Origin of the sequence: Okeania sp. SIO2C9 (genome assembly GCF_010672455.1) — a bacterium.
Lineage (GTDB): Bacteria > Cyanobacteriota > Cyanobacteriia > Cyanobacteriales > Microcoleaceae > Okeania.
The window spans coordinates 122486-147219 of record NZ_JAAHGO010000016.1 but is presented as its reverse complement, the minus strand read 5'-3'; the positions used below and the strand labels follow the sequence as shown (position 1 = coordinate 147219).

General features: G+C 38.3%; 19 protein-coding genes and 1 tRNA gene. 12 read left to right on the top strand and 8 right to left on the bottom strand.

The window, feature by feature from the left end:
- The first annotated feature begins 476 nt into the window (after positions 1–476).
- The 3 genes from F6K23_RS15655 to F6K23_RS15645 all read left to right on the top strand — a co-directional run bounded on the left by F6K23_RS15655 (position 477) and on the right by F6K23_RS15645 (position 5082).
- A complete protein-coding gene (locus F6K23_RS15655) occupies positions 477–2087 on the top strand; it encodes a choice-of-anchor L domain-containing protein (RefSeq protein WP_293157056.1) in 1611 nt (536 codons plus the stop codon).
- Between the two features lie 530 nt (positions 2088–2617).
- Entirely contained in the window at positions 2618–2743 is a 126-nt protein-coding gene (locus F6K23_RS15650) for a hypothetical protein (RefSeq protein ID WP_293157053.1), read from the top strand.
- A 440-nt stretch (positions 2744–3183) separates the two neighbouring features.
- Positions 3184–5082, top strand: coding sequence for a TonB family protein (locus F6K23_RS15645; protein ID WP_293157050.1), 1899 nt, complete (start codon positions 3184–3186; stop codon positions 5080–5082).
- A 1692-nt stretch (positions 5083–6774) separates the two neighbouring features.
- Here the strand turns inward: F6K23_RS15645 and F6K23_RS15640 are convergent.
- The 5 genes from F6K23_RS15640 to F6K23_RS15620 all read right to left on the bottom strand — a co-directional run bounded on the left by F6K23_RS15640 (position 6775) and on the right by F6K23_RS15620 (position 11058).
- A tRNA-Arg gene (locus F6K23_RS15640) sits at positions 6775–6847 on the bottom strand.
- A gap of 225 nt (positions 6848–7072) precedes the next feature.
- Positions 7073–7693 (bottom strand): DUF6940 family protein, encoded by a 621-nt coding sequence (locus tag F6K23_RS15635; protein WP_293157047.1) that lies wholly within the window; start codon positions 7691–7693, stop codon positions 7073–7075.
- Between the two features lie 351 nt (positions 7694–8044).
- On the bottom strand, positions 8045–8344 hold the full coding sequence (locus F6K23_RS15630; protein ID WP_293157044.1) for a hypothetical protein: 300 nt from the start codon (positions 8342–8344) through the stop codon (positions 8045–8047).
- Between the two features lie 277 nt (positions 8345–8621).
- The gene (locus F6K23_RS15625; protein ID WP_293157041.1) at positions 8622–10547 is read right to left on the bottom strand and encodes a heavy metal translocating P-type ATPase; all 1926 of its coding nucleotides are present in this window, start codon (positions 10545–10547) and stop codon (positions 8622–8624) included.
- A gap of 304 nt (positions 10548–10851) precedes the next feature.
- On the bottom strand, positions 10852–11058 hold the full coding sequence (locus F6K23_RS15620) for a hypothetical protein (protein ID WP_293157038.1): 207 nt from the start codon (positions 11056–11058) through the stop codon (positions 10852–10854).
- 601 nt (positions 11059–11659) lie between these two features.
- On the opposite strand from F6K23_RS15620, the gene F6K23_RS15615 reads away from it, so the two are divergent.
- The 6 genes from F6K23_RS15615 to F6K23_RS15590 all read left to right on the top strand — a co-directional run bounded on the left by F6K23_RS15615 (position 11660) and on the right by F6K23_RS15590 (position 17497).
- Entirely contained in the window at positions 11660–12292 is a 633-nt protein-coding gene (locus F6K23_RS15615; RefSeq protein ID WP_293157035.1) for a FeoA family protein, read from the top strand.
- 197 nt (positions 12293–12489) lie between these two features.
- A complete protein-coding gene (locus F6K23_RS15610) occupies positions 12490–12639 on the top strand; it encodes a hypothetical protein (RefSeq protein ID WP_293157032.1) in 150 nt (49 codons plus the stop codon).
- Between the two features lie 403 nt (positions 12640–13042).
- Positions 13043–13255 carry a zinc ribbon domain-containing protein gene (locus tag F6K23_RS15605; RefSeq protein ID WP_375340769.1) on the top strand — a complete coding sequence of 71 codons (213 nt, stop codon included), beginning with the start codon at positions 13043–13045 and terminating at the stop codon, positions 13253–13255.
- 204 nt (positions 13256–13459) lie between these two features.
- A complete protein-coding gene (gene feoB, locus F6K23_RS15600) occupies positions 13460–15790 on the top strand; it encodes a Fe(2+) transporter permease subunit FeoB (protein WP_293157029.1) in 2331 nt (776 codons plus the stop codon).
- 210 nt (positions 15791–16000) lie between these two features.
- The gene (locus F6K23_RS15595) at positions 16001–16225 is read left to right on the top strand and encodes a FeoC-like transcriptional regulator (RefSeq protein ID WP_293157026.1); all 225 of its coding nucleotides are present in this window, start codon (positions 16001–16003) and stop codon (positions 16223–16225) included.
- A gap of 1026 nt (positions 16226–17251) precedes the next feature.
- Positions 17252–17497, top strand: coding sequence for a hypothetical protein (locus tag F6K23_RS15590; protein ID WP_293157024.1), 246 nt, complete (start codon positions 17252–17254; stop codon positions 17495–17497).
- A gap of 294 nt (positions 17498–17791) precedes the next feature.
- On the opposite strand, the gene F6K23_RS15585 is transcribed toward F6K23_RS15590, so the two are convergent.
- Complete coding sequence (locus F6K23_RS15585) at positions 17792–18904, bottom strand: YgcG family protein (RefSeq protein ID WP_293157021.1); 1113 nt, start codon at positions 18902–18904, stop codon at positions 17792–17794.
- Positions 18905–19203: 299 nt separating this feature from the next.
- On the opposite strand from F6K23_RS15585, the gene F6K23_RS15580 reads away from it, so the two are divergent.
- Positions 19204–19404 carry a hypothetical protein gene (locus F6K23_RS15580; protein WP_293156978.1) on the top strand — a complete coding sequence of 67 codons (201 nt, stop codon included), beginning with the start codon at positions 19204–19206 and terminating at the stop codon, positions 19402–19404.
- Between the two features lie 97 nt (positions 19405–19501).
- Complete coding sequence (locus tag F6K23_RS15575) at positions 19502–20359, top strand: alpha/beta fold hydrolase (protein WP_293156976.1); 858 nt, start codon at positions 19502–19504, stop codon at positions 20357–20359.
- Positions 20360–20716: 357 nt separating this feature from the next.
- On the opposite strand, the gene ilvC is transcribed toward F6K23_RS15575, so the two are convergent.
- Together ilvC and F6K23_RS15565 are read right to left on the bottom strand one after the other, a co-directional pair.
- Positions 20717–21715 carry a ketol-acid reductoisomerase gene (ilvC, locus tag F6K23_RS15570; RefSeq protein WP_293156973.1) on the bottom strand — a complete coding sequence of 333 codons (999 nt, stop codon included), beginning with the start codon at positions 21713–21715 and terminating at the stop codon, positions 20717–20719.
- 597 nt (positions 21716–22312) lie between these two features.
- Positions 22313–22825: a pentapeptide repeat-containing protein gene (locus F6K23_RS15565; RefSeq protein WP_367267712.1), complete on the bottom strand. Its 513-nt coding sequence runs from the start codon at positions 22823–22825 to the stop codon at positions 22313–22315.
- 223 nt (positions 22826–23048) lie between these two features.
- Here F6K23_RS15565 and F6K23_RS15560 point away from each other — a divergent pair, with 223 nt between their 5' ends.
- Positions 23049–24578: a SagB/ThcOx family dehydrogenase gene (locus F6K23_RS15560; protein WP_293156967.1), complete on the top strand. Its 1530-nt coding sequence runs from the start codon at positions 23049–23051 to the stop codon at positions 24576–24578.
- The last annotated feature ends 156 nt before the right edge of the window (positions 24579–24734 follow it).

The following is a 24734-nucleotide window of genomic DNA, read 5'->3' as shown; positions in this document are numbered from 1 at the left end:
GAACGTCCTTACTGTGGTCTACCCAAATGAAAACCGCTGTAATTAAAAAATTTCTTTTTTGCATAACCTCGGTTTAGCTAAGAAATATATTATCTGTGAAAACAATAGGCCATAGCAAAGTCAATTTTATGGGATCTGCTAATAAATAATCAAGAGTAAAAAATTCTTATTTATAAAACTCTGGGCAATTTAAACTTGCTGCCTTTTGTTCGGCATACCTGTGAGCTTTAGACTTTGCTGTGGTGAGAGCTGGGGATAATTGTTAATTGTACCAAATGTACAAAATTCGATCCCCTAGAATAGACAATTTGGTGGTTCTGTAGACAGAATAGCAGGTAGAGACAAACAACACTTAGAACGGGAACAAGATCCTCCCACTGTCCATACCATTACAATGCAGGACTACCGAAAATTTAACTCAACATTAATTTGTGCAAATTTAGTTGTTAATTTTTTTTTAGGAGTTAGAAAATATTATGGCATTCGTAGAATTCGATCCAACAGTAGACACAGTCCAAGACCTAGTAGATGCAATTGTAGACCCAGGAGCTAGCTTGACAGTCATACCTGATTCTATAAATTTTGAAGGTGCGGTTGTTACACTCTCCCCTAGCGTTGGTGGCACCTCCCCAAATGGCATTGGTCAATCCTCATTTTATGATGGTACTCTGCCTTTAGGAATCGATCCAGGCATCTTGCTGACTTCTGGCGATGGCTCCCCACCCGACCAAAATACTGAAATTGGTTATAGTGTTGAACAATTGGGGAACTCCGATCCAGACCTTCAAGCTGTGGCCAGCAGTGCTTTTTCTGGAGCTGGCCAAGTCCTGGATGCAAACATACTAGAGTTTGAATTTGTAATCGAAGACCCCACCGTCAGGTCTATAACCTTTGATTTAATTTTTGGGTCTGATGAGTTTCCTGAGTTTTCCGACACCTCCTTTGTGGATGTAGCAGGAGTCTTTGTTAATGGAAACAATGTTGCATTGTTCAACAACGATCTTACTCAACCTTTAAGTGTTATCAGCAATAATCTCTCATTAGGCAACTTCATTGATAATGCCAATAATATTCTTCCCATCGAATATGATGGAGTCAGCTCTAAACTAACTGTTTTTGCCCCCGTCCAACAGGGAGAAAATACCGTTAAGTTCGGCGTTGCTGATACTGGCGACCAAGTCTTAGATTCAGGTCTGTTTATTGCTAACCTGAATACTAGCAACTTAGATATAGGCGATCCAGATAGCGGTGGCAGTGGTATTTTGCTAGAAATTCCTGGCAGTGAGAGTAATGACTTCTTAGCTAGCGATGACCCAGAAGCAGAGATAGATGAATTCTTTGATGGTGGTGATGGAGACGATGGTATCGCATCTGGCAATGGAAATGATGTCGTCGATCCTGGCGCTGGTGATGATACAGTTAACGCTGGTAATGGTGATGACTTCGTTGCTGCAAGCGCTGGTAACGACCGCCTCAACGGTGACGATGGTGATGATACCGTGAATGGTGGTGGCGGTCAAGACACTGCTAGTGGTGGTAATGGTGATGACGAGATAAGTGGAGCTGGTGGTAGCGATCAACTACTTGGAGGAGCTGGTGGTGACCTGATGGTAGGTAACTCTAATAACGATATTTTGTTAGGAGGAACAGGGGACGATACTCTACTAGGAGGTATTGGTCGCGATCGCCTCAATGGTGGAGCAGGAAACGATGTACTCACAGGTGGTGCCAGTGTTGACCGCTTTATCTTTAATAGTAATGAAGCATTTCAACCAGAGGATTTTGGTATAGACGAAATTACTGATTTTTCCCAAACACCAGGAGACATAATTCTTCTAGACCGCAACAGTTTCACCGCTATCAACAGTGACTCAGGAACAGGTTTCAGCATATCAGATGAGTTTGATGTAGTTAATAGTGATGCTGCGGCAGCAACCTCAGATGGAGTAATTGTTTACAACAGTAGCAATGGTAACTTATTCTATAATCCTAATGGTAGTGCAAGTGGTTTCGGTAATGGTGCTCAATTTGCAACTTTAACAGGTAGTCCATTGTTAGAAGCAGACGATTTCTCGATCAGAAATTAGCGATCGCTCTTTGGTAATAGTCAGACATTAGATATCTCCTCTAAAAGAGGGAACAGGGAACAGGGAAGAATAATTGATGATTTATGGATAAGAATTGATTTTGTTTTTGATTTTTACGCCTATGTCTATTAGATATCCTCAGAAATTACAGCGGTTTTCATTTGGGTAGACCACAGTAGGGACGTTCCATGGAACGTCCCTACAAAGTTTGATGTGTGAAGATGTGGTTCATCAAGAGCGAAAAGCGCTGTAATACTTTTTCCAGTAACCTCTGTAGAGACCTCCCATAGAAGGTCTCTATATTCTTTTTCAATATTTCAATAAATTGACATCAAATCCGTTTAATTCGGTATACAAAAATGTTCCATCTTCAACCATTACCAAATATTTCTCGATTTTCCGGTCTTATATAGAATCCGGGTAATTAGTTATCGTATTACTGAGGAGTAAGGAGTAACGAGTAACGAGTAACGAGTAACGAGTAACGAGTAACGAGTAACGAGTAATATCAAATCCAGTTGAATACTTAATTGTATTGTTGGGGGAGATGGGGAGATGGGGAGATGGGGAGATTGAATAATGAACATATACTATATAACCGGATTCTATATTACCGAAAAATTGTGGGTATGCGCCTCCCCTTGGATAGGGGATAATAAGCGGTCGTTTGCGCAGCATGACCTAGGATGGGATGGCGAGGTCTCGGAGCTGTCCGACCATCGACTCCTGTGAAAAAAAATTTTCATGAATTTGTCAATCCTCTCCTTGAAAAGAAGAGGTAATTATTCATTATTCATTATTCATTATTCATTGTTGAAGGTTGAAGGTTGCTCCATAGTACGTCGCCCATCCGATGACTCTCCTCCTCCCCTGCTCATACGCTCCCCCTCACCCAAGAAAATGTAGCAAAATTTTTGATATTTGTATTATATAATGTCCGGTTGAACAGTTATAAATAAATGAATTTTTTATCTCACACTTGTTGGGAATTGCTATAGCAACTTTCTCCCATTCTCTATTATCCATATTGAGAATGTTAAAATGCAAATTGCAACTCTATTATTTATTTTATCGATCGTTATAGGAGTTTCCTGATATGTCTGACTTTTCTTCCCTAGACCTAAATCAACCGATAGAACAACCTTCCATCATAGACACCCTCCGTCAACCAATATGGATAGCACTCTTCACCTCTTTGGGCATCCATGCCATATTAGGAATTAACCTACCAAAATTATCCCTATTCTCAGAGAAAGCCAAATTACCACCAACAGTAGGATTAATAGAATTAACACCAGAACAACTCGAACTCCTCCCTCAACCAGAAGAACCAGAAATTACATTCTCAACCATACCAACACCATCCAACTTATCCCCTATTTCACCACCATCTCCCAGTGAACTACCTGTTGTCCCCGAATCATCATCCTCAGAATTACCAACAATACCTGTAGACCCTTCAGATTACAACTTACCAGAATTACCACCAGAAGATTCTACTACCTCATCCTCTTCTACCCGCTCAAGATCCACTCCTTCCGTCTCTAGGTTGCCCAGAAATCCATCCCCAAGCGAATTTTCCTACAATTATCCATCTATTATACCAGGTAGGTCGTCATTACCAACAACACCAATATCTCCACCCCCACTACCTAGTACAAATAGTCAACCAGCAGAGATATTTCGAGTTGACCCACAACAACAATCAAATCAAAATCAAATAGATGAATATCAACTGAGAAAAAATTTGAACTTGACAGATAAAGTCTATGAATCAGGTTTATCACGTCGTCCAACTCTAGAGATCGACCCTCAAGAGCAAACTTCTATAGTTGAAAACTCAACTGGAGAGTCATACTCAGCTAATTTAAAATTGCCTCCACGACGTTACCAAGATAAAGTTGAAAATCAAATTGCTATTGCTCCAGATAAAAATGATACCGATACTCAAACTCAAACAGAGAAAAAACCTATAGCAACAGCAACTCCTCAAATACCTCCAACTCCTCCAACACCAGACCCTACAAAAAAAGGCAGACTGCCAGAAGCACCAATAGTTAGGCAGTTACGAGAAGGAAAAACTATTCAGGATATAGCAGAGGAAATCAAACAACCACAAAAAGTAGCTGTTGTCACTCCCGCACCAACTGAAACTAACAAGTCTCAACCAGAAGTTGAGGTTCAGGAAACTCCTCCTGTTGCTCCTACTCCTAAACCATCTCCCACACCAGAAACACCAAAAGAGTTTAAAGGTTCATTATTAGAAAAATTTGAACAACAAAAGCAACAAACAGTTACTGCAACTACTCCCGTCCCTCAATCATCTCCAACACCTGAAGAAAATGTGGCTGCTGCTACTGTCGAAGAAACAAAACCACCAACACCAGTAATAACAAATGTTGAACCATCCCTACCAGTACAGCAGCAACCTGAACCATCCCCATCAATACAGCAGCAAGCAGAATTTAAAGGTTCACTGTTAGCAAAACTACAGCAACAAAAGCAAGAATATGCTGCTGTCAATGAAGAATCAGAATCAAGAGATATTGCTTTAGGTGCTGTGGGTACTTATTTGCAGTGGGCAATAGAATTGGAATTAGAAGAAGATAATTTGACTGAACCTACAACTATTGCTGATGCTTATCCAGAAGCAGCTTGCGAGCAAAAGTTAGAAGGTAAAGCTACTGTGGGGGTATTAGTTAGTCCAGATGGCAGTATTACTAATGGACCAAAGTTATTGCTAGAAAGTGGTCATTCAGTGTTGGATGAAGCAGCTATAGGTGCAGTCAATAATCAATCTTTTTCCAGTAGCGATCGCTCAAAACTTTATCAGTATGAATTTAATTTTGATAGTTCTAACTGTAGTACAGCAAAGTCAGCAGAAGCAGAAAACACATCCATTGGAGAAACATTACCAACTCAGGATGGGCAAGAGGAGGAAGGTATACCTATTGAAGTGATGCCACCGGAAGCTGAAACAGCACCAATAGAATAAGGATATAGTAATCTTATAGCAGTTTTCACCCTTAGTATACCACAGTAGGGAGTTCTATGGAAATCCCTACAAGGGTTTTTATTCTTAGGAGTGTGTTCTATCTTTCTGAAAACCGCCATAATATAATTTTAGGATAATTATAGCGCTGTGCGCAGCTCCGGAAAGCAACAGCTCCGGAAAGCAACAGCTCCGGAAGGGGGAATAAAAAACCGATAATATAAGGCTTTTAGCTATTGAACACCTCTTGTAATTTGTAAATATGCCAGCGCACATTGCTATACTTATAATAAAGTTTTTGTTTGTAGTTGTGCTTTAGCTCTTACCGAAAAATTGTGGGTATGCGCCTCCCCTTTTAAGGGGATAATAAAGAAAATTTTCATGAATTTGTCAATCCTCTTCTTTTCAAGGAGAGGTAATTATTCATTATTCATTATTCATTGTTGAAAATACTTATGTATTAGGGATAGAGCAAAACTACGAAGCCCTATTATAACTATTATACCGTAAGCGTAGCTCCCCTGATATAGAATCCGGGTAATTAGTTATCGTATTACTGAGGATTAATGAGTAATGAGTAATGAGTAATGAGTAATGAGTAATATCAAATCCGGTTAAATACTTACAGCACTTTTGAGGATAGTGAGGTACACTTGTAGAGCTATTCTCATATTCCCTGTTCCCTGTTCCCTGTTCCCTGTTCCCTAGAGCAATAAAACTTTGTACCTCATAAACTAGAAAACTGCTGTAATTGTATTGTTGGGGGAGATGGGGAGATTGGGAGATTGAATAATGAACATATACTATATAACCGGATTCTATATAACGAGTAATATCAAATCCAGTTGAATACTTAATTGTATTGTTGGGGGAGATGGGGAGATGGGGAGATGGGGAGATTGAATAATGAACATATACTATATAACCGGATTCTATATGAAGGGGGCACATGATATAAAATACAGCGCTTTTCGCTCTTGATGAACCACATCTTCACAAACAAAACTTTGTAGGGACGATTTCCTACGGAATGCTCCGCAAACGCGAATCGCCCCCACTGTGGTCTACCCAAATGAAAACCGCTGATAAACAAAAATATTTCTACCTCTAGGTAATATTCGGCCCTCTTTTCAAAACAAGAAAAAATTTTTTATTATCAAAAAACTATATATCTATAAAAAATGCTCATGTAAACTCAGTGCATTTTCATTTGATTTCTTTAATTTCTGGGTCTGGGTGAAAATTAAGTAAAAAATGTCAGAGCTAGACCAAATAGTTTAATTGTTGAGCAATATTTTATCGGAAAATAATAAAACCTAAAAGGCTTACTAAAAAAGCTTTTGAGTTGAATATAGCCATACCTTGACATCCTCCCAACGCTGCTCTACGAGACAGCGCGGGATTCCTAACCATCGCGTTCTTAGGCCTTTCTGCTGCCTCTTGCAGAGGAGCTGCGCTAACAATGCACCAGCCTCCAAGGTCGAGCCTCTTTTCGGTCTTACAGTCGCTCCATAGACTGACACTGCTAGCCCAGCAGCCATATTTTAAGTCTAACACACTATTGAAAAAACCGCAAAATTGATTGGTTTTTCCTGCGGAATGCTCCGCAAACATGCCCTAGCTCCCCTTCGGGAGAGCGCGGGTCTTCAACCAACGTTGAGATAAAATAGCTCAAATACTATGTATACTTCAAAACGAGCACGGAGGGATTCGAACCCCCGACACCCAGAACCGGAATCTGGTGCTCTATCCACTGAGCTACGCGCCCTCATACTGATATTAACAATAGCATCTTAAGTCTCAAATTGGCAATAGGAAGAGCTATTATTTTTCTATGATATCATGTCCGTTTAATAGCGTGATAAAAAACTTTCTTCTTCCCTCCTGACTCCTGAGGAGGTATTCCTGACTCCTTCATGGTTATTTATAAGTATTCAACCGGACATGATATGATTCCTATTTTTGTTGTTCTAACATTCAGCAACTATCAAATCTAGACTCGATCTGATAAACTGTATATTTTGTATCCGTAATATTTTGGTCGAGAATCTAATCTAACATGAAGCCAAGCCACTCCGCCACCTGCTGTACTGACCCAAAGCGGGTGGTCTGAAATCTTTTGTTGCACAGTTTGTCCCACAATTCGCCACAATGCCTGTTTTTGACCATCTGGCGCACCGCGAATGAAGGCTGCTAGATGGGAATAAGCTGAAAACGCAGTTCCTCCCCAGGAGGGATTTGAATCCCTGGGAGATGGAGCTACAAGTATTGCATCTTTGCCTAAATTTTCAAATACAACAATTCCATTGTTAAGATCGTCGGTTGTGAAATAATCACTAAATGTCCTTTTGTCTGGGTTGCGTGCTAACCCTGGAGAGTTCAACAACACAAATTCAAATTGACGCTTTGAGGTATCTTTTGTAATGGATGGTGTTTCCCATCGATAGGCAGAAAAGGGAGACTCAGATAAAAGTGAAATGAAGAAAGAGCGAAAGTTTGACTCATACTGCCATAAGTTTAAAACCTCACTATATGGTATTGGTTGCCTATTTTGAGTCACTGTGTATTTATGAACACGACCATCATTCAAAATTTCATGGGTGGCATCAAACATTTTTATCGGAAGTATTTTCTAGAGTAATTCCCTAGAAAGTTCGGAACAAACTCTAGCTAGGAAATGTTGGCCACCAATGAGTTAGGCGATCGCTATAAATAGCTCAATTGCTTTACAAATTAAAATATTTTCTTGATGGCCAATAAAGTTTTTAATTTGGAGTAGCGATCGCCAGTATAGCTTTCAAACAATCTTTATAATTCTATCACCTATTGCTGTTGTAGCAGTTCCTGTGCCCGCATCAGGAGTCGCTATAGAACCCATTTGAGATCTATATAATTATGGTAGTCAAGTCTTTTCGCGCATTAATTTTGAGAAAAAATCTGAAGAAGGAGTGTTGAATTTTTTGTATTATCTCTCCCCACATCTTCCCTGTTCCTTTTTCCCTCTTACCTCCTGTCTCCTGTCTCCTGTCTCCTGACTCCTAGCTAAAAAAACTTGATATTTATAAAGATACCAAATGGGTTCTATAGACTGTCGCCCAAACGGCATACTTCCACTTCTTGTCCTTTGTTTGTAGTATTGTCGAGTTGACAATTGAGATGTGGTTTGTTGTCCGGTGTCATTTATCCCTGCAAGAGTGAACGACGGATCACCTGTTTCCCATTCCTCAAACCACTCTTCAAGGGTATGACCAAAACCCAGTCGCAACGACAGCTCATCATGCAATGGCTTAATGGCAGAAGTCTACACAGCTACAATTGGATATAGCGAGGTCTCCTCGCCATCCCACCCAACGGGGAAGCTCCGAAGATCGACCGCTTTTTTCCCTTAAAAGGGTCGACTTTAAACCAGAATTATTTAATTATTAATTATTAATTATTCGGTAACAAAATGTAGAGACCTCCTAACTCAACTGTTTGGAGGATCTGGAAGTTGGCTTACAAATATTTATTAATATAGTTAAGCTTTATAGTCATAATGATTATTATTTTAGTAAACGTAAACCACTTAATGTTACTAAAACTGTAGATCCTTCATGACCAAGTACCCCAAAAGGCATATTTATATTTCCAGTAAAGTTAGCCACTAATAATAGGAAAATAAACCCAATAGCAAAAGTAATATTTTGTTTAATAATACGGTTAGCGCGACGACCTAAATTTATAGCTTCTACTAATTTTTCTAAGCGGTCTGCCATTAACACAATATCTGCCGATTCTAAAGCAACATCACTACCTGCATTACCCATAGCAATACCAACTGTAGCTAGGGATAAAGCGGGAGCATCATTAATACCATCTCCTACCATTGCTACATTTCTATTTTGTTGTTGCAACTGTTTAATTACCATTAATTTATCTTCTGGTAATAATTCATAATAGACTTGATTTATACCAAGATTTTGAGCAACACTATCAGCAGTTTGTTGATTATCTCCTGTCAGCATAGCTATAGATTTGATATTCATAGACTTGAGTTTATTTATCATTTGACTAGCTTCTAAACGGACAGTATCAGCAACAGATATTAAGCCAATAATTTCTTGTGATTGTGCAACAAAAATCACTGTTTTTCCCTGCTTTTGGAGGCGGTTACTTTCCTCTAAAAAGTAGGAACTAAAATTATTTACTTCTGACTTAATTAAATTTTCTTTGCCTACTGTAATAATTTCACTATTAACAATACCTGTAATTCCTTCGCCAGTTTTTGCTGTGACATTAGTTGCTACTTGCCACTGAATATTTTTTGTAATTGCTGTTTGAGTAATAGCTTTTCCAATAGGATGTTCAGAACAAGATTCTAGGGCAGCAGCTAACTGTAAAACTTCATTTTCTGACTTACCTTTTCTAGGGATAATATCAACAACTTGTAGTTTACCAGTAGTCAGAGTTCCTGTTTTGTCAAAGGCGATCGCTTTGATTTCTCCCATCATTTCTAATTGAGCACCATTTTTAAATAAAATTCCTTGTCTAGCTCCATTAGCAATGCCAGATAATAAAGTGGGCATAATTGCTGCCATTAAAGCACAAGGAGAAGCAACTACTAAAAAGATTAAGGCTCGATAGATTGTTGTTTCCCAACTCCAATTTAATAAAAATGGCGGTAAAATTCCGAGTAATAGACCTGAAATAACTATAACTTTGGCATAAATTTTCTCAAATTTTTCCACAAATCTTTGAGAGGGTGGAGTTTCAGTTTTTGCTTGTTCAACTAAACGAATTACACGCTGAATTAAACTACTTTCTGGAGATTTATTTACTTGTAGTCTTAAAACACCATTACCATTTAATGTACCTGCAAAAACTTCATCTCCTACAGTCTTATCAACGGGTATAGATTCTCCTGTAATTGGAGCTTGATTAATAGTACTACTGCCTTCAATAATAATACTATCAGTCGGGATAAGTTCTCCAGGTTTAACTAAAATAAAATCTCCCATTTTTAATTGATTAACTGGAATTTCTGTTTCTTGATTATCAACTATTAATCTGGCAGTATCAGGAGTAATAGCCATTAATTTTTGAATATTACGTTCAGTTCGCTCCATAGCAAAAGTTTCTAGAGCACCACTAATAGCAAAAATTAAAATCAGCACTGCTCCATCAATTATTAAGTGATATTCTTGTTGCCATAAACCTAAAGCAGCAGCTCCCAAAGCAGCAACAATCATCAATAAATCAACATCTAATTCTTTTTCTGACCAGAGAGTTGTTATACCTTCTTTAGCACTTTCATAACCACCAATTAAATAAGCTGTTGCTAAAATTAATAGTGCTAAACCAACCCAATTAATTTCTAAACAAAACCAACTCAAAAAAATCAGTAAAGCACAAGTTCCTGCAGCAAATGCTTCTGGATAATATTTAGCAAGTTGGAGGTATTGAGATAGAGAAAAGTTTTTTTGATTCATAGGAGTTTATTTGACAATTAATAATGAATAATTAATAATTAATAATTACCGAAAAATTCAGGTATAAAGCCTCCCCTTTTAAGGAAAAAAAGCGGTCGATCTTCGCAGCTTCCCGAAGGGTGGGATGGATGGGTTTCCTAACCAGATCCAATCGACCAAGAGAAGAAAAAATTCCTTTTAACCCAATTCTCTTCTTTTCAAGGAGAAGTAATTCTAAATTCTAAATTCTGAATTCTAAATTCTTGAACTCTCTTTGAAAGCGGATAGGATTGACTAATCATAAAAATTTTTATTTATTATCCCCCTATGCTTTATCAACATCTTTCTTAACATGAAACGTAGACATTATATATAAGTTATGTTGAAGTCTTGGAGTGACTTTTTTAGGAGAAAAGTGTATTGAAAAGTACATTTTTTTGAGAACTGTAGACAAAATTTTTGCCCCCCACACTCCCCACACTCCCCACACTTCCCACACACACTCTCTACCGTTACTATGCACCACTACCACTTATGTTTTGTATAACTCCTATTAATAGGATGGGTTCATATTCTCAGACCCATTTCTTAATCATTTTTTAATTTAATCAGGGGAAATTTTCAATTAATTTTGATAGTATGGTAAGCATTAATGAAAAAAAAAATCAATTAATTACTAAATATTTTCTTATATTTTTTTAATTAATTGAAGTTGCAGGTTAAATTAATTACCGCAATTACCTCTAATTAATTACTGGTAGACTTATCAGTTTATAGAGTGTTAAAATCGTGAAAATCTTTGCTCTTTCAAGCTTGTAGCTATCAAATCATAAAAAATACCATAAACGAATGATTGCTATATCTAAAGTTTTAGCAATTTTTCAACCCGACATTCCGCACCACTATTGGTAGGGTTTGTATTTTGCCTTTGAGCGCTACTGATAGAGTAAATGCAAATAGTAATACACTGCCAATAGTGTGTTAACTTTTTAAAACCCCTTTATCTAGACAAAACCTGCGGAATGTGGCATCTAAATGAGAAATTTTTTAATTAAATTTTAACTAAAAAAAATGATTAAAAAATAAATCAAATTCAAGTGATTGTAAAACCTTAGTATTTTAAGAAGCTTGATATGGATTGGAAAGTGAATCACACAAATGAAAACCTTCTCTCTATCTCTAGTCATCGCATAGATAGGAGAATTGACTTTTTTAATGAGTTGAGTAATCGTCAAATTGATACGGATGAAGTTAGGGCAACAGTTAAGGATAATAACCCCTATCCCCTATCACAAACAACAGTTGGACAAAAGGTTTGGTTAGTTGGTTTTCAGGGAAAAGGAGGAATTAATCGCCTCTTAGGAATGGGATTAACTCCAGGGGTTCAATTGCAAATTGTCAGCGCTCAACCTAGTGGTTCGGTTCTAGTCGCCATAGAAGATAACCGGATCGGTGTGGGTTCAGGAATGGCTAACAAAATTTTAGTGAGTGACCAGTCTTCAACTCAAGGAGAAAACATGAAAAATCAAACAAAGACAATATTGTTGCGAGAAATGTCAGAGGGAACTGAAGGCCGAGTTGTGGGTTACAACCAAGTAAAACGAGGCTATAAGAAAAAACTGTTGTCGATGGGGATGACCCCTGGCGTCAAATTTGAGGTGATTCGGATAGCACCTTTGGGAGACCCAATAGAGATTTTAGTCAGAGATTTTCATCTGAGCTTACGCAAAGAAGAGTCAGATGCTTTAATAGTCGAGGCTGTTTAGATGGGTAGCTAAATTTTGGGATTCCGCAAGTATAGTGCTATGGGCAAGTTAAAAATTAAAAGTCAAAAATAAGGTTTGATAGGCTTTGTTGTATGAAAGCAGCAATATAGTTCCCGCACTTGCTCCGCAGATGTACAACAATAACGCACGCAAACTGCTGTAACTATTGTCCAACAGTTGTAGGCATTGATGTAGGTTTGAAAGAGTTTTTAACTACCAATACTGAAGAAACTGTTTCTGTTCCCAACTTCTATAGAAAATCTCAATCTAATTTAGCTAGAAAACAACGGAAAGTAGACAGAAAAGAAATTGGTTCTAATAACTGGAGGGGGCACAAAATAAAATAGCTAGATTGCATCAACGTATTGCTAGACAAAGAGAAAATTTTCATTTCATAAATTAGTTAAAGAGTATGATTTAATTGCTGTAGAAGACCTAAACATTAGAGGTTTAGCTAAAAACACTAAACTCTCAAAATCAATTTATGATGTAGGTAAATAATTAACAATGAATAATGAATAATGAATAATGAATGATATCAAATACGTTTGCTTCGGAGTAGTATAATTCTGTTGATCGTCATACAATCGGTAAGGGTAAATGGCAATTCGCCCCTACAATATAGACTCTTATCTTTAAAGATTAGATAACACCGATGCTACCGGATTTGATATGATTCTTTAATTATTAATTATTAATTATTAATTATTAATTATTAATTATTTAAGGTGTTCATGTAGGTAGGGGCGAATGGCTATTCGCCCCTACATCCTCACAATACATCACATGCATTGTAGTAATTGTGGTCACAAAGTACCTAAAACTTTATCAGTGAGAACTCATTCTTGTCCTCAATGTGGAACAGTTTTAGATAGGGACGAGAATGCAGCAATCAACATATTAAATAAAGCATTAAACGAGGTGGGTATCATCTTGTCTGCTTGTGGAGGCGTAAGACGTTAGTCAGCCTGTGAGACAAGAAACTTCTGAGATTTGGATTCAATTATCTCTGTTTTAGAAGCTCTCGTTAAATCAGAGATTATAACGAGAGAGAACTTCACTCATAACCAAAACCCTGTAAGGGCAAATCGCCATTCGCTCCTACTGTTATCTATCGAAACGAAAACTACTGTCAAAACAAATTCTCAATTGTAATCTTCAAAACTAATGCTAAAACCGATTATTGCCCTCATTGGTAATCCCAATTGTGGGAAAACAACCCTTTTTAACGCCCTAACAGGAGCCAACCAACGGACAGGTAATTGGCCTGGCGTAACTGTAGACCGCAAAGAAGGTCAGTTTCAACACCAAGGAAAAGAAATTACCCTAGTAGACTTACCTGGAGTTTACTCTCTCGACGTAGAAGAAGAGGGAACCGGGATGGATGAACTGGTGGCGCGGGATTACCTGCTTGCTGGGGAAGCCGATTTAATCATTAATATCATTGATGGCTCAAATTTGGAGCGTAATCTCTATTTAACAACGCAAATCATGGAGATGAGGCTACCAATGATTGTTGTCCTCAATATGATGGATGTAGCCCAAGACCGAGGTATTTTCATCAATGCCGATCTCTTACGAGAACGGTTAGGGTGTCCAGTTATCCCCATGAATGCTGCTAGAGAAGAAGGAATCAAACCCTTATTGAATACAGTAGGTGAACTGGTGAAAAATATCAATCGTTCGCCGAGCTATGTTGCTTATCCAGCAGTGATTGAAGATGCCTTAGCAGAATTGGTTCCCTACATCATTGAAAACAGTAGCAAACGCATTGTTGAACCTCGCTGGACCGCTTTAAATTTACTGCAATATGAAGACCAAGTTGCCCCAGAATTAGGAGGTAAAGACTTGGTAAAAATTGTGGTTAAAAATCGTCGCCAAATCCATCAGGTATTGGGGGAAGATATTGATATCATCATTGCCGACAGTCGTTATGGTTTTATTCGCCAATTAACAGAAGGAGCTACCGAACGCATTGGTGAAGCCAGTAGTACAATTTCCGATCGCTTAGACCGTATTGTCCTCGATCGTTGGCTAGGGGTTCCCATTTTCTTTTTAGTCATGTATATCATGTTTCTGTTTACTATCAACGTCAGTGCTACCTTTATTGATTTCTTTGATATTGCTGCGGGCACGATTTTTGTTGATGGTTTAGCTAATCTTCTGGAAGGAATGGGTATACCAGGGTGGTTAATTGCTCTCTTAGCTGATGGAGTTGGGGGAGGGATTCAAACTGTTGCCACTTTTATCCCCGTAATTGGGTTTATGTTCCTGTTTTTATCAATTCTGGAAGATTCAGGATATATGGCGCGAGCTGCTTTTGTGATGGATAGGTTAATGCGGTTAGTGGGATTGCCAGGAAAATCCTTTGTACCGATGTTAGTGGGATTTGGCTGTAATGTTCCAGCAATTATGGCTACACGGACTTTAGAAAATTCCCGCGATCGCCTAATGACTATTATGATGAATCCTTTTATGTCCTGTGGAGCGAGACTTCCCGTATATGCTCTGTTTGCTGCAGCTTTTTTCCCTATAGGCGGACAAAATATTGTGTTTGGACTTTATCTTTTGGGCATTTTGGCAGCAGTTTTTACAGGACTTGTGATGAAAAATACCCTTCTCAAAGGAGAAGTAAGTCATTTCGTCATGGAATTACCGCCCTACCATCTACCCCGAATGAAAGGGGTGTTAATCCGAACCTGGGAACGCTTAAAAGCATTTTTGTGGAAAGCTGGCAAAGTTATTGTCTTGATGGTGATAGTTTTGGGATTGTTAAACTCTATTGGTATGGACGGATCTTTTGGGAACCAAGACAGCGAAAAATCTCTTCTCAGTAGTACCAGTCGAGCTGTCACCCCTATTTTTGCTCCCATGGGAGTTACAGAGGAAAACTGGCCAGCAACGGTGGGAATTTTCACTGGAGTCTTTGCAAAAGAAGCTATGGTGGGAACCCTAGATTCGATTTACGGACAATTAGCGAAAGAAGATAATCTCGATGCAGAAACTGAGTCAGAAGGTTTTAGCTTTTGGGGAGGTATTGGAGAAGCATTTGCTAGCATTCCTGCTAATTTAGCCGATTTACCGAATCAACTACTCGATCCCCTGGGGTTAAATATTGGAGAGACTCAAGATGTAGAAACGGCGGCTGAGGAACAGGAAGTACAGTTAGGAACATTTGGGGCAATGGTGAAGCGGTTTGATGGCAAAGTAGGAGCATTTTCTTATTTGTTATTTGTGCTGCTCTACTTCCCCTGCGTTTCAGCAACGGCTGCTGTTTATCGAGAAACTAATATGGGATGGATGCTGTTTGTGGCCTTATGGACAACAGGATTAGCCTACATTGTAGCTACTGTCTTCTATCAAGTTTGTACCTTTGGACAACATCCAGCCTTTTCCTTGATTTGGATTGTAGGTTCATTGGTATTTACGGGTTGTACCTTGGTTATGATGAAATTAGCTCAACCCGTTCGGTTAAAAAGTCAGCAACAAATTAGTTAAAGAAGGAGTCAGGAGACAGGAGTCAGGAGTCAGGAGTCAGAAGACAGGAAACAGAATCAATTGGTTGTGGATTCCTAATAGACCTCTCCTAAAATCCCAAATCAAATCAATTTTTATCCATAAATTATCAATTACCAAATAATTAATAATTATTAATTATTAATTGTTCATTGTTAATTGCTGAATATTCCCTATTCTCTATTCTCTATTATGATTTTAACTGATATTCAAGGTCATTTAGAAAAATGTGGCAAGATATCCTTAGCTGAGTTAGCTTTGCATTTTCAGATGGATACTAATGCTATGCGTCCTTTACTCAAACGACTAATTCGTAAAGGAAGAATTCGTCTGATGGAAGGAGAAAAATGTGCTAGTTGCTGCAACTGTTCGTCAGAAATGATTGAATTTTATGAATGGGTTGCGTTAGAGAGTTGAAAAAAAAATCGGGGGAGATGACATTTTTGTTACTCTAGCTAAACTTTGAATGAAGCGATCGCAATTGATAATTCACTCTAAGGCGCAATGGTAGAGAAGCTACCATGAAGTGCCATGCTCGACCGAAAAGTTCTATATAGTTTTTAGAGTCGGAACTTTCCCTGATTTGACCTAATTTCTGAGTCCAAAACTCCTAAATTCTGTCCCAGTTTGATGAAAAAGTTCTGACACAAGCTAGAATCGGTACTGTGTTAACTTAGGCAATAAGCGCATTAAAGCTATATATATCAGTTGTTTCAGCGATAATGCCACTTGGTGCCACCTTCTCTAGCATTAAGCCAAAGACTGGGAGCAAACTAAGGTGACGTTCATTAATTTATAATGGATAATGGATAATTACCTCGGGTTTTAACTGTTACGGAATTGAATGTAAGGAAATATTATCAGGACTTACGCAACGACACTAATTATAGTGGTGATATCTTGAATTATGACCAAATTATGCACCATATATAGCAGTACTGCGTAAGTCCTGATTATTTCTTTATCAAAATAACATGGGTCGCGCCACCCCGCCTTTTAAGGCGAAATATTTTTGGAGCGGGGCTCAAATCCCCTACTTCCCCTCCCCTCCTGGGAGGGGTTAGGGGTGGGTTGGGAGGAGTTAGGGGTGGGTTAACTTCTAACTTCTGACTTCTGGCATTTCAATCTTATCAACGCATTAAAACTCTAATTAATTTTGATGAGTCTGTGCCAAAATAAACTGTTACACCAGATATTAAAGTAATTGAAGAGGCAAACAAGTTAGTAGCTGACTCCTATGCAATGAAAATTATTACTGAAGCTAGAAACAATTAATTATTAATTATTAATAATTAGGGTTTGCGTATGGAAAGTATTTTTGCTGGGGTAGGGGGTAGGGGGTAGGGGGTAGGGAGTAGGGAGTAGTTAGGGCGTAGAATAAATGGGAATTACAGAGTCAGTGGCAAAAAAAATAGTCAGAGTGATTTTTCAGCTTTTGCTTCGGTGAAAATTCTCACTTTTGTAACAATAGCTTGTGAAAAGCTCATACTTTTTTCAGACATAAATCGCCTCAAACCAATATCAGTCAATGCTTTTATATTTAATCAGCAAGCCCTAATTAACAATTATATCAAATCCGGTAGCATCGGTGTAATTAGATGGGGAGATGGGGAGATGGGGAGATGGGGAGATGGGGAGATGGGGAGATGGGGAGATGGGGAGATGGGGAGTGAGAGAAATATTTGGTAATGGTTGAAGATGGAACATTTTTGTATACCGAATTAAACGGATTTGATATTACCTCTCCTTGAAAAGAAGAGGATTGACTAAAAACAGAGGCTTTAAACCTTAATTATTCGTCATAATAGTTGCTCGTAGTTGCGCTTTAGCGCTGCTAGACTTGGGATGCTAAAGCACAACTATAACGCTAATTATCCGGACATCATCAGGACTTACGCATAAACGCTATTGGTCGGGTGTGTTAGCGATAGCGTAACGCACCGAAACTCCATATATACTTTCTTTGCGTAAGTCCTGATCATATTAGTCATAAGAACCTCCACTATCACTACTATCACTTCCAGAACTGCTACTACTATAACTATCATAACTACCACTGGAACTGCTACTACTGCTACTGCTACTACTATAGTTTCCAGAACTGCTGCTGCTAGTCACACTATAATTACTGGAACTACTACTACCAGTTCCTCCACCACTACTACTGCCACCACCAAAGTTTTCAGAACTAATGCTGCTAGTGGTTTCAGACCAATTACTTCCTGACCCTCCACCATCGCTACTACCTCCACCAAAGCTAGCATCATCACTACTACTATCATGATCACTATCATTCGTATCTCTGGAGCGATGACTACTTCTTTGAGTGTGCTTATCACTACCATTGTTTCTACTGCCTCCACTATAGCTACTGTAACTACTATAACTACGAGGAGTATAACTGCTTCTCGACGTCTTTCTGGTATTAATGTAAATCATAATTGTTAGAAGAATTGTCAGAAACACCAATACCAGTAAAATAGTAATTATGATGCCCATAATAAGTGTGTCATTTTGAGAAACTGAAGTTTCAGCTAGACTATATTTCCCACTTTTTAGACTATATTTCACAGTTTTTAGTGATGTTACTAATGCTGTTGTACCTACAACTACACCACTTTCAAATAATCCTAACTTAAATTTTGGGATAATGTTAGTATCGAGCAAGTTGCTAACTTTAGCATCTGGCAAAATTTCCTGTACTCCTTTCCCAGTTTCAATTTCCACACGACGATCGCCCTGAGAAACCAAAAACAACACCCCATTGTCTCGATCTTTTTTACCTATTCCCCAATAATTAAATAACTCAGTAGCAAACTTTTTTGGAGTTGCAGCAGGTTGAGTTTCTGAGACAGTGACAACTGCAATTTCTGAACCATTGCTTGCTTCCAGGTCTGAAATCATTTTGTTGAGTTTAGCTTCTGTGTCAGTGCTGAGTATTTCAGCCATATCTGTCACCCAACCACCGTAGTTTTGTCGGGGGTTTGGTACATCCTGGACAGTTAAAGCCAAACTTGGCAAAGAATATAGCATTAATGCTAGAGATAGAGAAATTGTCCAAAAAGCACTTTTAAAGATGACTACAGAAAATTTCATGTTTTTGACCTCCAGAGAGAAACATTAAATTAATGGACGAGTCAGAAAGTAACCAGTTTTGGTTATACAATTCAATATATTTCTTGAAGTTGAGGGGTTATGCAATTTATATCAAATCCTGTAGCATCGGTTTCAACAATTAATAATGAATAATGAATAATTACCTCTCCTTGAAAAGAAGAGGATTGACAAATTCATGAAAATTTTTTTTTATTATCCCCTTAAAAGGGGAGGCGCATACCCACAATTTTTCGGTAATTAGATTCTTATGGCAGGGAGATGGGGAGATCGAGAAATATTTGGTAATTGTTGAAGATGGAAGATTTTTTTATACCGAATTAAAGGGATTTGATATAATCAGGATATTCTGTTCCCTCCCGCTCAAATTGGTATTATCTTTATCCCTTATGGGTTTAATACCCCAGCGTCTGCACGGTGCAGATGTTGGTGGTGGGGTGAGAATCCCCATCGACCCCATTCTCCTGACTCCTGAGGACTGACTCCTGACTCCTTCTTCAAGCAAGTTATTATTTTTGTATGCTGGTGAATAATATCATCAGAAAAAATCTCATTTTAAACTCTATTTTTTTAAACGAAATGCTAGCTAAAATCAGAGATACAGAAATCTATTTTGATGTTGAAGGTGCTGCCCTAGTGCCAGATGGGGAGCGGATGCGAGAAAAACCTGTTGCTTTTGTAATTCATGGTGGACCTGGTGCAGACCATACTTCCTATAAACCTACCTTTTCTCCTTTGAGTCAAAAATTACAATTAGTATATTTTGACCACCGGGGACAAGGGCGATCGGCGAGGGGACCAAAAGAAACTTATACTCTCGAAAATAATGTAGAAGATATGGAGGCATTGCGCCAATATTTAGGGTTAGAAAAAATTGTGATTATTGGTACTTCTTATGGAGGAATGGTTGCTCTGAGTTATGCAGTGCGTTATCCAGAAAATGTTCAATCTTTAATTGTTATTGCTACTGCTGGAAGTTCTAGATTTTTGGAACTGGCAAAAGTTAATTTAGCCAAAAAAGGAACAAAAGAACAACAAGCGATCGCTCAATTTTTATGGGATGGTAAATTTGAGAATGAAGCTCAACTGCAAGAATATTTTCAAGTAATGATGCCCATGTATTCATTAACTTATAAACCAGAAACATCAGGAAAAAGTTGGAACAGAACTATTTTATCTCCCGATGCTATTAATGTTGCGTTTGGTGGTTTTTTACGTTCTTATAATGTGCTTGATGAGCTAGATAAAATAACAGCTCCCACTTTAATCATAGCAGGAAAACATGATTGGATTTGTCCTCCAGAATTGTCAGAAGAAATTGCTTCAGCTATTCCCAATGCCGATCTAAGAATCTTTGAAAATAGTGGTCATTTAATCAGGGTTGATGAACCAGAACCACTTATGGATGCAATAACTGGCTTTTTGGTTTACAAGTAATACTAAATTTGGTGCGCGAAGAGAAATTTATTGTGAAGGTAAGGCAGAAGGCAGAAGCGGTGCGACCCCGCGTCGGCGTCAGACGCAAGGGAATGCGCACCAAGAGAGGCAGAAGGGTTAGAAGGATTTGGAAAAATTAGTTTTTCATAACCGGATTTAATATTATATCAAACCCGGTAGCATTGGTATAATTATATTTAGGAGTCAGAAGTTCTTCTTTTAAGACTACAAAAATTGGCGTTGGTGAGAAGATGTATGATATCATGTCCAGGTAAGAGCGCGAACAAAAAACTTTCTCCTTTTCCTCCTCTTCTTTCTTCCCTTCTAACTCCTGACTCCTGACTCCTGACTCCTTCTTTAACCGTGTTTTTTTAGCCAGCTAAACATAGCGCGTAAGTCTTTACCCACTTCTTCCACAGGGTGTTCTGCTTGTTGGCGACGCATAGCAGTAAATACAGGTTTGCCTGTTTGATTTTCCATGACAAATTCGCGGGCAAATTGACCAGATTGAATTTCGCTTAAGATTTTCCGCATCTCGGCACGAGTTTGGTCATTAACGACGCGAGGGCCGCGAGTATAGTCCCCAAATTCAGCAGTATTGGAGATACTGTCGCGCATCTTTGCCAGACCACCTTCAACAACGAGATCGACAATTAGTTTGACTTCGTGGAGACATTCAAAGTAAGCTAATTCTGGCTGATAACCTGCATTTACTAAAGTTTCAAAACCAGCTTTGATTAATTCACTTAGGCCACCACAGAGAACAGCTTGTTCACCAAAGAGGTCAGTCTCAGTTTCTTCCCGGAAGCTGGTCTCGAGGATACCTGCGCGAGTGCCACCTATACCTTTAGCATAAGCCATAGCGCGATCGCGTGCTTGACCAGAAGCATCTTGGAAGATGGCAAATAAACAGGGTACTCCTTCTCCTTGTTCATAAGTCCGTCTAACCAAATGTCCAGGTCCTTTGGGAGCAACCATGACGACATCTACGTTTGATGGGGGAATAATTTGACCAAAATGAATATTAAAGCCGTGGGCAAAAGCTAGAATTTTTCCCTCTGTGAGATTAGGTTCAATTTCGTTCTTATAGACGGTTTTCTGCACTTCGTCTGGCAAAAGAATCATAATTAGGTCTGCTTTTTCGGCAGCTTGGTCTACTGGGTAAACATCTAGACCTGCTTCTTTTGCTTTGTGGGCAGACTTACTACCTGGATATAGTCCTACAATTACTTTTGAGCCACTATCTTTGAGATTGAGGGCGTGGGCATGACCTTGGGAACCATAACCAATGATGGCAATAGTTTTGTCGTTTAAGATGTCCAGGTTGGCATCGGTATCATAGTACATTTTGGCCATTATTTTTGTCTCCTATCTGCAACTATATATTATTTATGCAAAACTTCTATTGTATCAAATATCGGTAAAATTTTCTACTTTACACTCTATAAGCCAGGTGGTGGTGCATTGTCATGGTGGTTTATTGTAATTATTTTGATCGAGGACAAAAGCAGTGGGAGCATCTTGCTCCCTTGCTCGTATCTTGCTTCCATGAAGTGGCACTGGTCATCCCCATCTACTGGGGAGTGTGGGGATATGAGGAGATAGGGAAATCTAGAAAGATTTGGCAATGGGGCTCAGATGAAACATTTTTTTATACCGAATTCAGCCGATTCTAAGAAGATATATATTCATCTTCATCATTGAAGAGTATGGGAATATTTTTCAACCTTTTTCTCCTATTGCCTCTATCCCACGGACGACTCCATGGCTCAAAATTTTAATCAAAGTCAAGATACCATAAGAGTTTTATCAGCCAGGAATTTCAACCCTAGCTAATAGCTGATAGCCGATAGCTTTTAGCTAATAGCTAGTTAAAAAAACCCTTTCTACCAATCCTAATAATTTTCAACAGAGGTAATTATTAATTATTAATTATTAATTATTAATTACCTTCTAATACCCATTAGGTCCAATAGTAGTGTCATTGTGTTCTGCCATAGATAAATCAACTTTTTTAGCTCGAAATAAATTACACCATCCCAATTTAGCATTATCTAATTTTGCCTTCTCTAGATTAGCTTTTCTTAAATCTGCATGGCTTAAATCTGTGTCTGTGAGGTCCGCATTATATAAATTTGCACCTTGTAAATTGGCTCGATTCAAATTTGCACCACTCAGAATAGCATTACGTAAATTAGCTCTCGATAGATTTCCCTGAGAAATATTGGTATTAGATAAGTTAGCTTGATACAGTTTAATATCTCCCATTTCTACTTCTTGCAAATTACATCCTTTAAGATTAGCTTGATTCAAATTTGCATAAGGCATATAAGCTCTTGTTAAATCACAACCTTTTAAATTAATTCCTTCTAAATCAGCCTCAAATAATTCAATATTACTCAAATCAATGTCACAAAATTCTCTTTGACCCTCCGCGTATCTTGCCAGTAATTCCTCTGCACTCATTTTCTCCATCTTAATATTTTTAGAGCTAGTTGATTAGCAGTTGATAACTATCATTTATATATGAAATTGTGAGTATAAATACCCACTTTTTTATTAAGCTTAATATTAAGATGGCCTTATAAAAATTACTGCGATTCTAATCCTTTTTTAAGATTTGTAAAATTTTCATTCAGAAATGTCAAAATCATAACTATATCTAAATCTAATAAAACCTAACAAGAATATGACGGAAGTTAAACAATCCATCGCTCAACATTACCATGAGCGGACAAAATACGACCCAGAAACAATAGGAAGTAAGAATCACCAAATAGACTGGGAAAAACAACCAATACCATTCAAAGAATATAAAGTCGGGACAACTATTGACCTCAAACCCTATCTGCAAGAACAAATTGATCCAGAAAAAGATTTAGGAGAAGGAGAAAGGCTATCTAATTTATTTTTATGTAGCTATGGCTTAACTGGTAAAGTGGCAACAATGATGGGAAATCATTACTTAAGAGCTGCTCCCTCTGCTGGAGGTTTGTATCCTGCGGAGGTTTATTTAATTTCCCGTGGTACACCTCTATTACCTGCCGGACTATATAATTATCAGGCCAAAACTCATTCCTTGCTCAGATTTTGGGATAATAGAATCTGGCCAGAATTGCAAGATGCTTGTTTTTGGCATCCAGCTTTAGAAAATACAAAATTAGCGATCGCCATAACTACTATTTTCTATCGCTCTGCTTGGCGTTACGAAGACCGAGCATATAGAAGAATATTTTTAGATACAGGTCACTTACTAGGTAATATTGAATTAGCTTCTGCTTTCACCAACTACCGACCTCACCTAATTGGTGGGTTTACCGATGAAGCAATAAATCAAATGCTTTATCTAGATACTCAAGAAGAACAGGCGATCGCTATTATCGCTCTGGCAGATCTACTAGATATTGAACAAAATCTCTCACAATGGGAAAGTGCTCTACCTTCTAGCACTCAAACAGATTATCCTCTCATTCCAGATGGCGAGCTGCTAAAATATTTACATCAAGCTGCTCACATCAACTCAAATTCTCCAAAAGTGCCTAATTGGAAAACAAGAGAAACTCCTGAATACTCAGAAGATAAATACAACTTTCCATTCTGTACAAAAGTCTCCACTGTCACTCCCTCTATCTCATGGGGCAAAGACTTAAGAGCTTTAAGAAAAACAATTCTTAAAAGACGCTCTACTCGCGTGTATACTGGGGAACCAATTGCTTTAAAAGAACTATTAGCTGTATTAGATTTTACCTATCAACCCCATCATTATATTAATCAAGACTTAGATCGTAACCCTGATTATTTTGACCTAAGTTTAATCGAAACATTTATTGCTGTTTCAGGAGTAGATGGTTTAGAAGAAGGTTGTTATTATTATGCTCCAATAGCTCAAGAGCTACGGCAAATTAGGTTTAAAAATTTCCGACAAGAGCTACATTTTCTGTGCTTGGGTCAAGAGTTAGGGAGAGATGCTGCTGTTGTGCTATTTCATACCGCCGACCTCAAAAAAGCTGTAGCAAAATATGGCGATCGCGTTTACCGTTACCTCCATGCAGATGCAGGCCATCTTGGGCAAAGGCTAAATTTAGCAGCTATTTATCTTAATTTAGGTGTTAGTGGTATCGGTGGTTTCTTTGACGATCATGTGAATGAAATTTTAGGTATTCCTGTAGATGAAGCCGTTGTGTATATTTCTACCTTAGGCCAAGGGCGATCGCAATAATAGGATTGGGTAGCATAATTAAAAAAGTTTGACTGTGCTACGGCGTTGGTAAAGCGCGTGTATGATATTAATCTTAATTGCTTAGGAGTCAGGAGGAAAGAAAGAAGAAGAAACCCCGAGTAGAAGGATAAAGTTTTTTGGTCGCGTAAAGGTCAT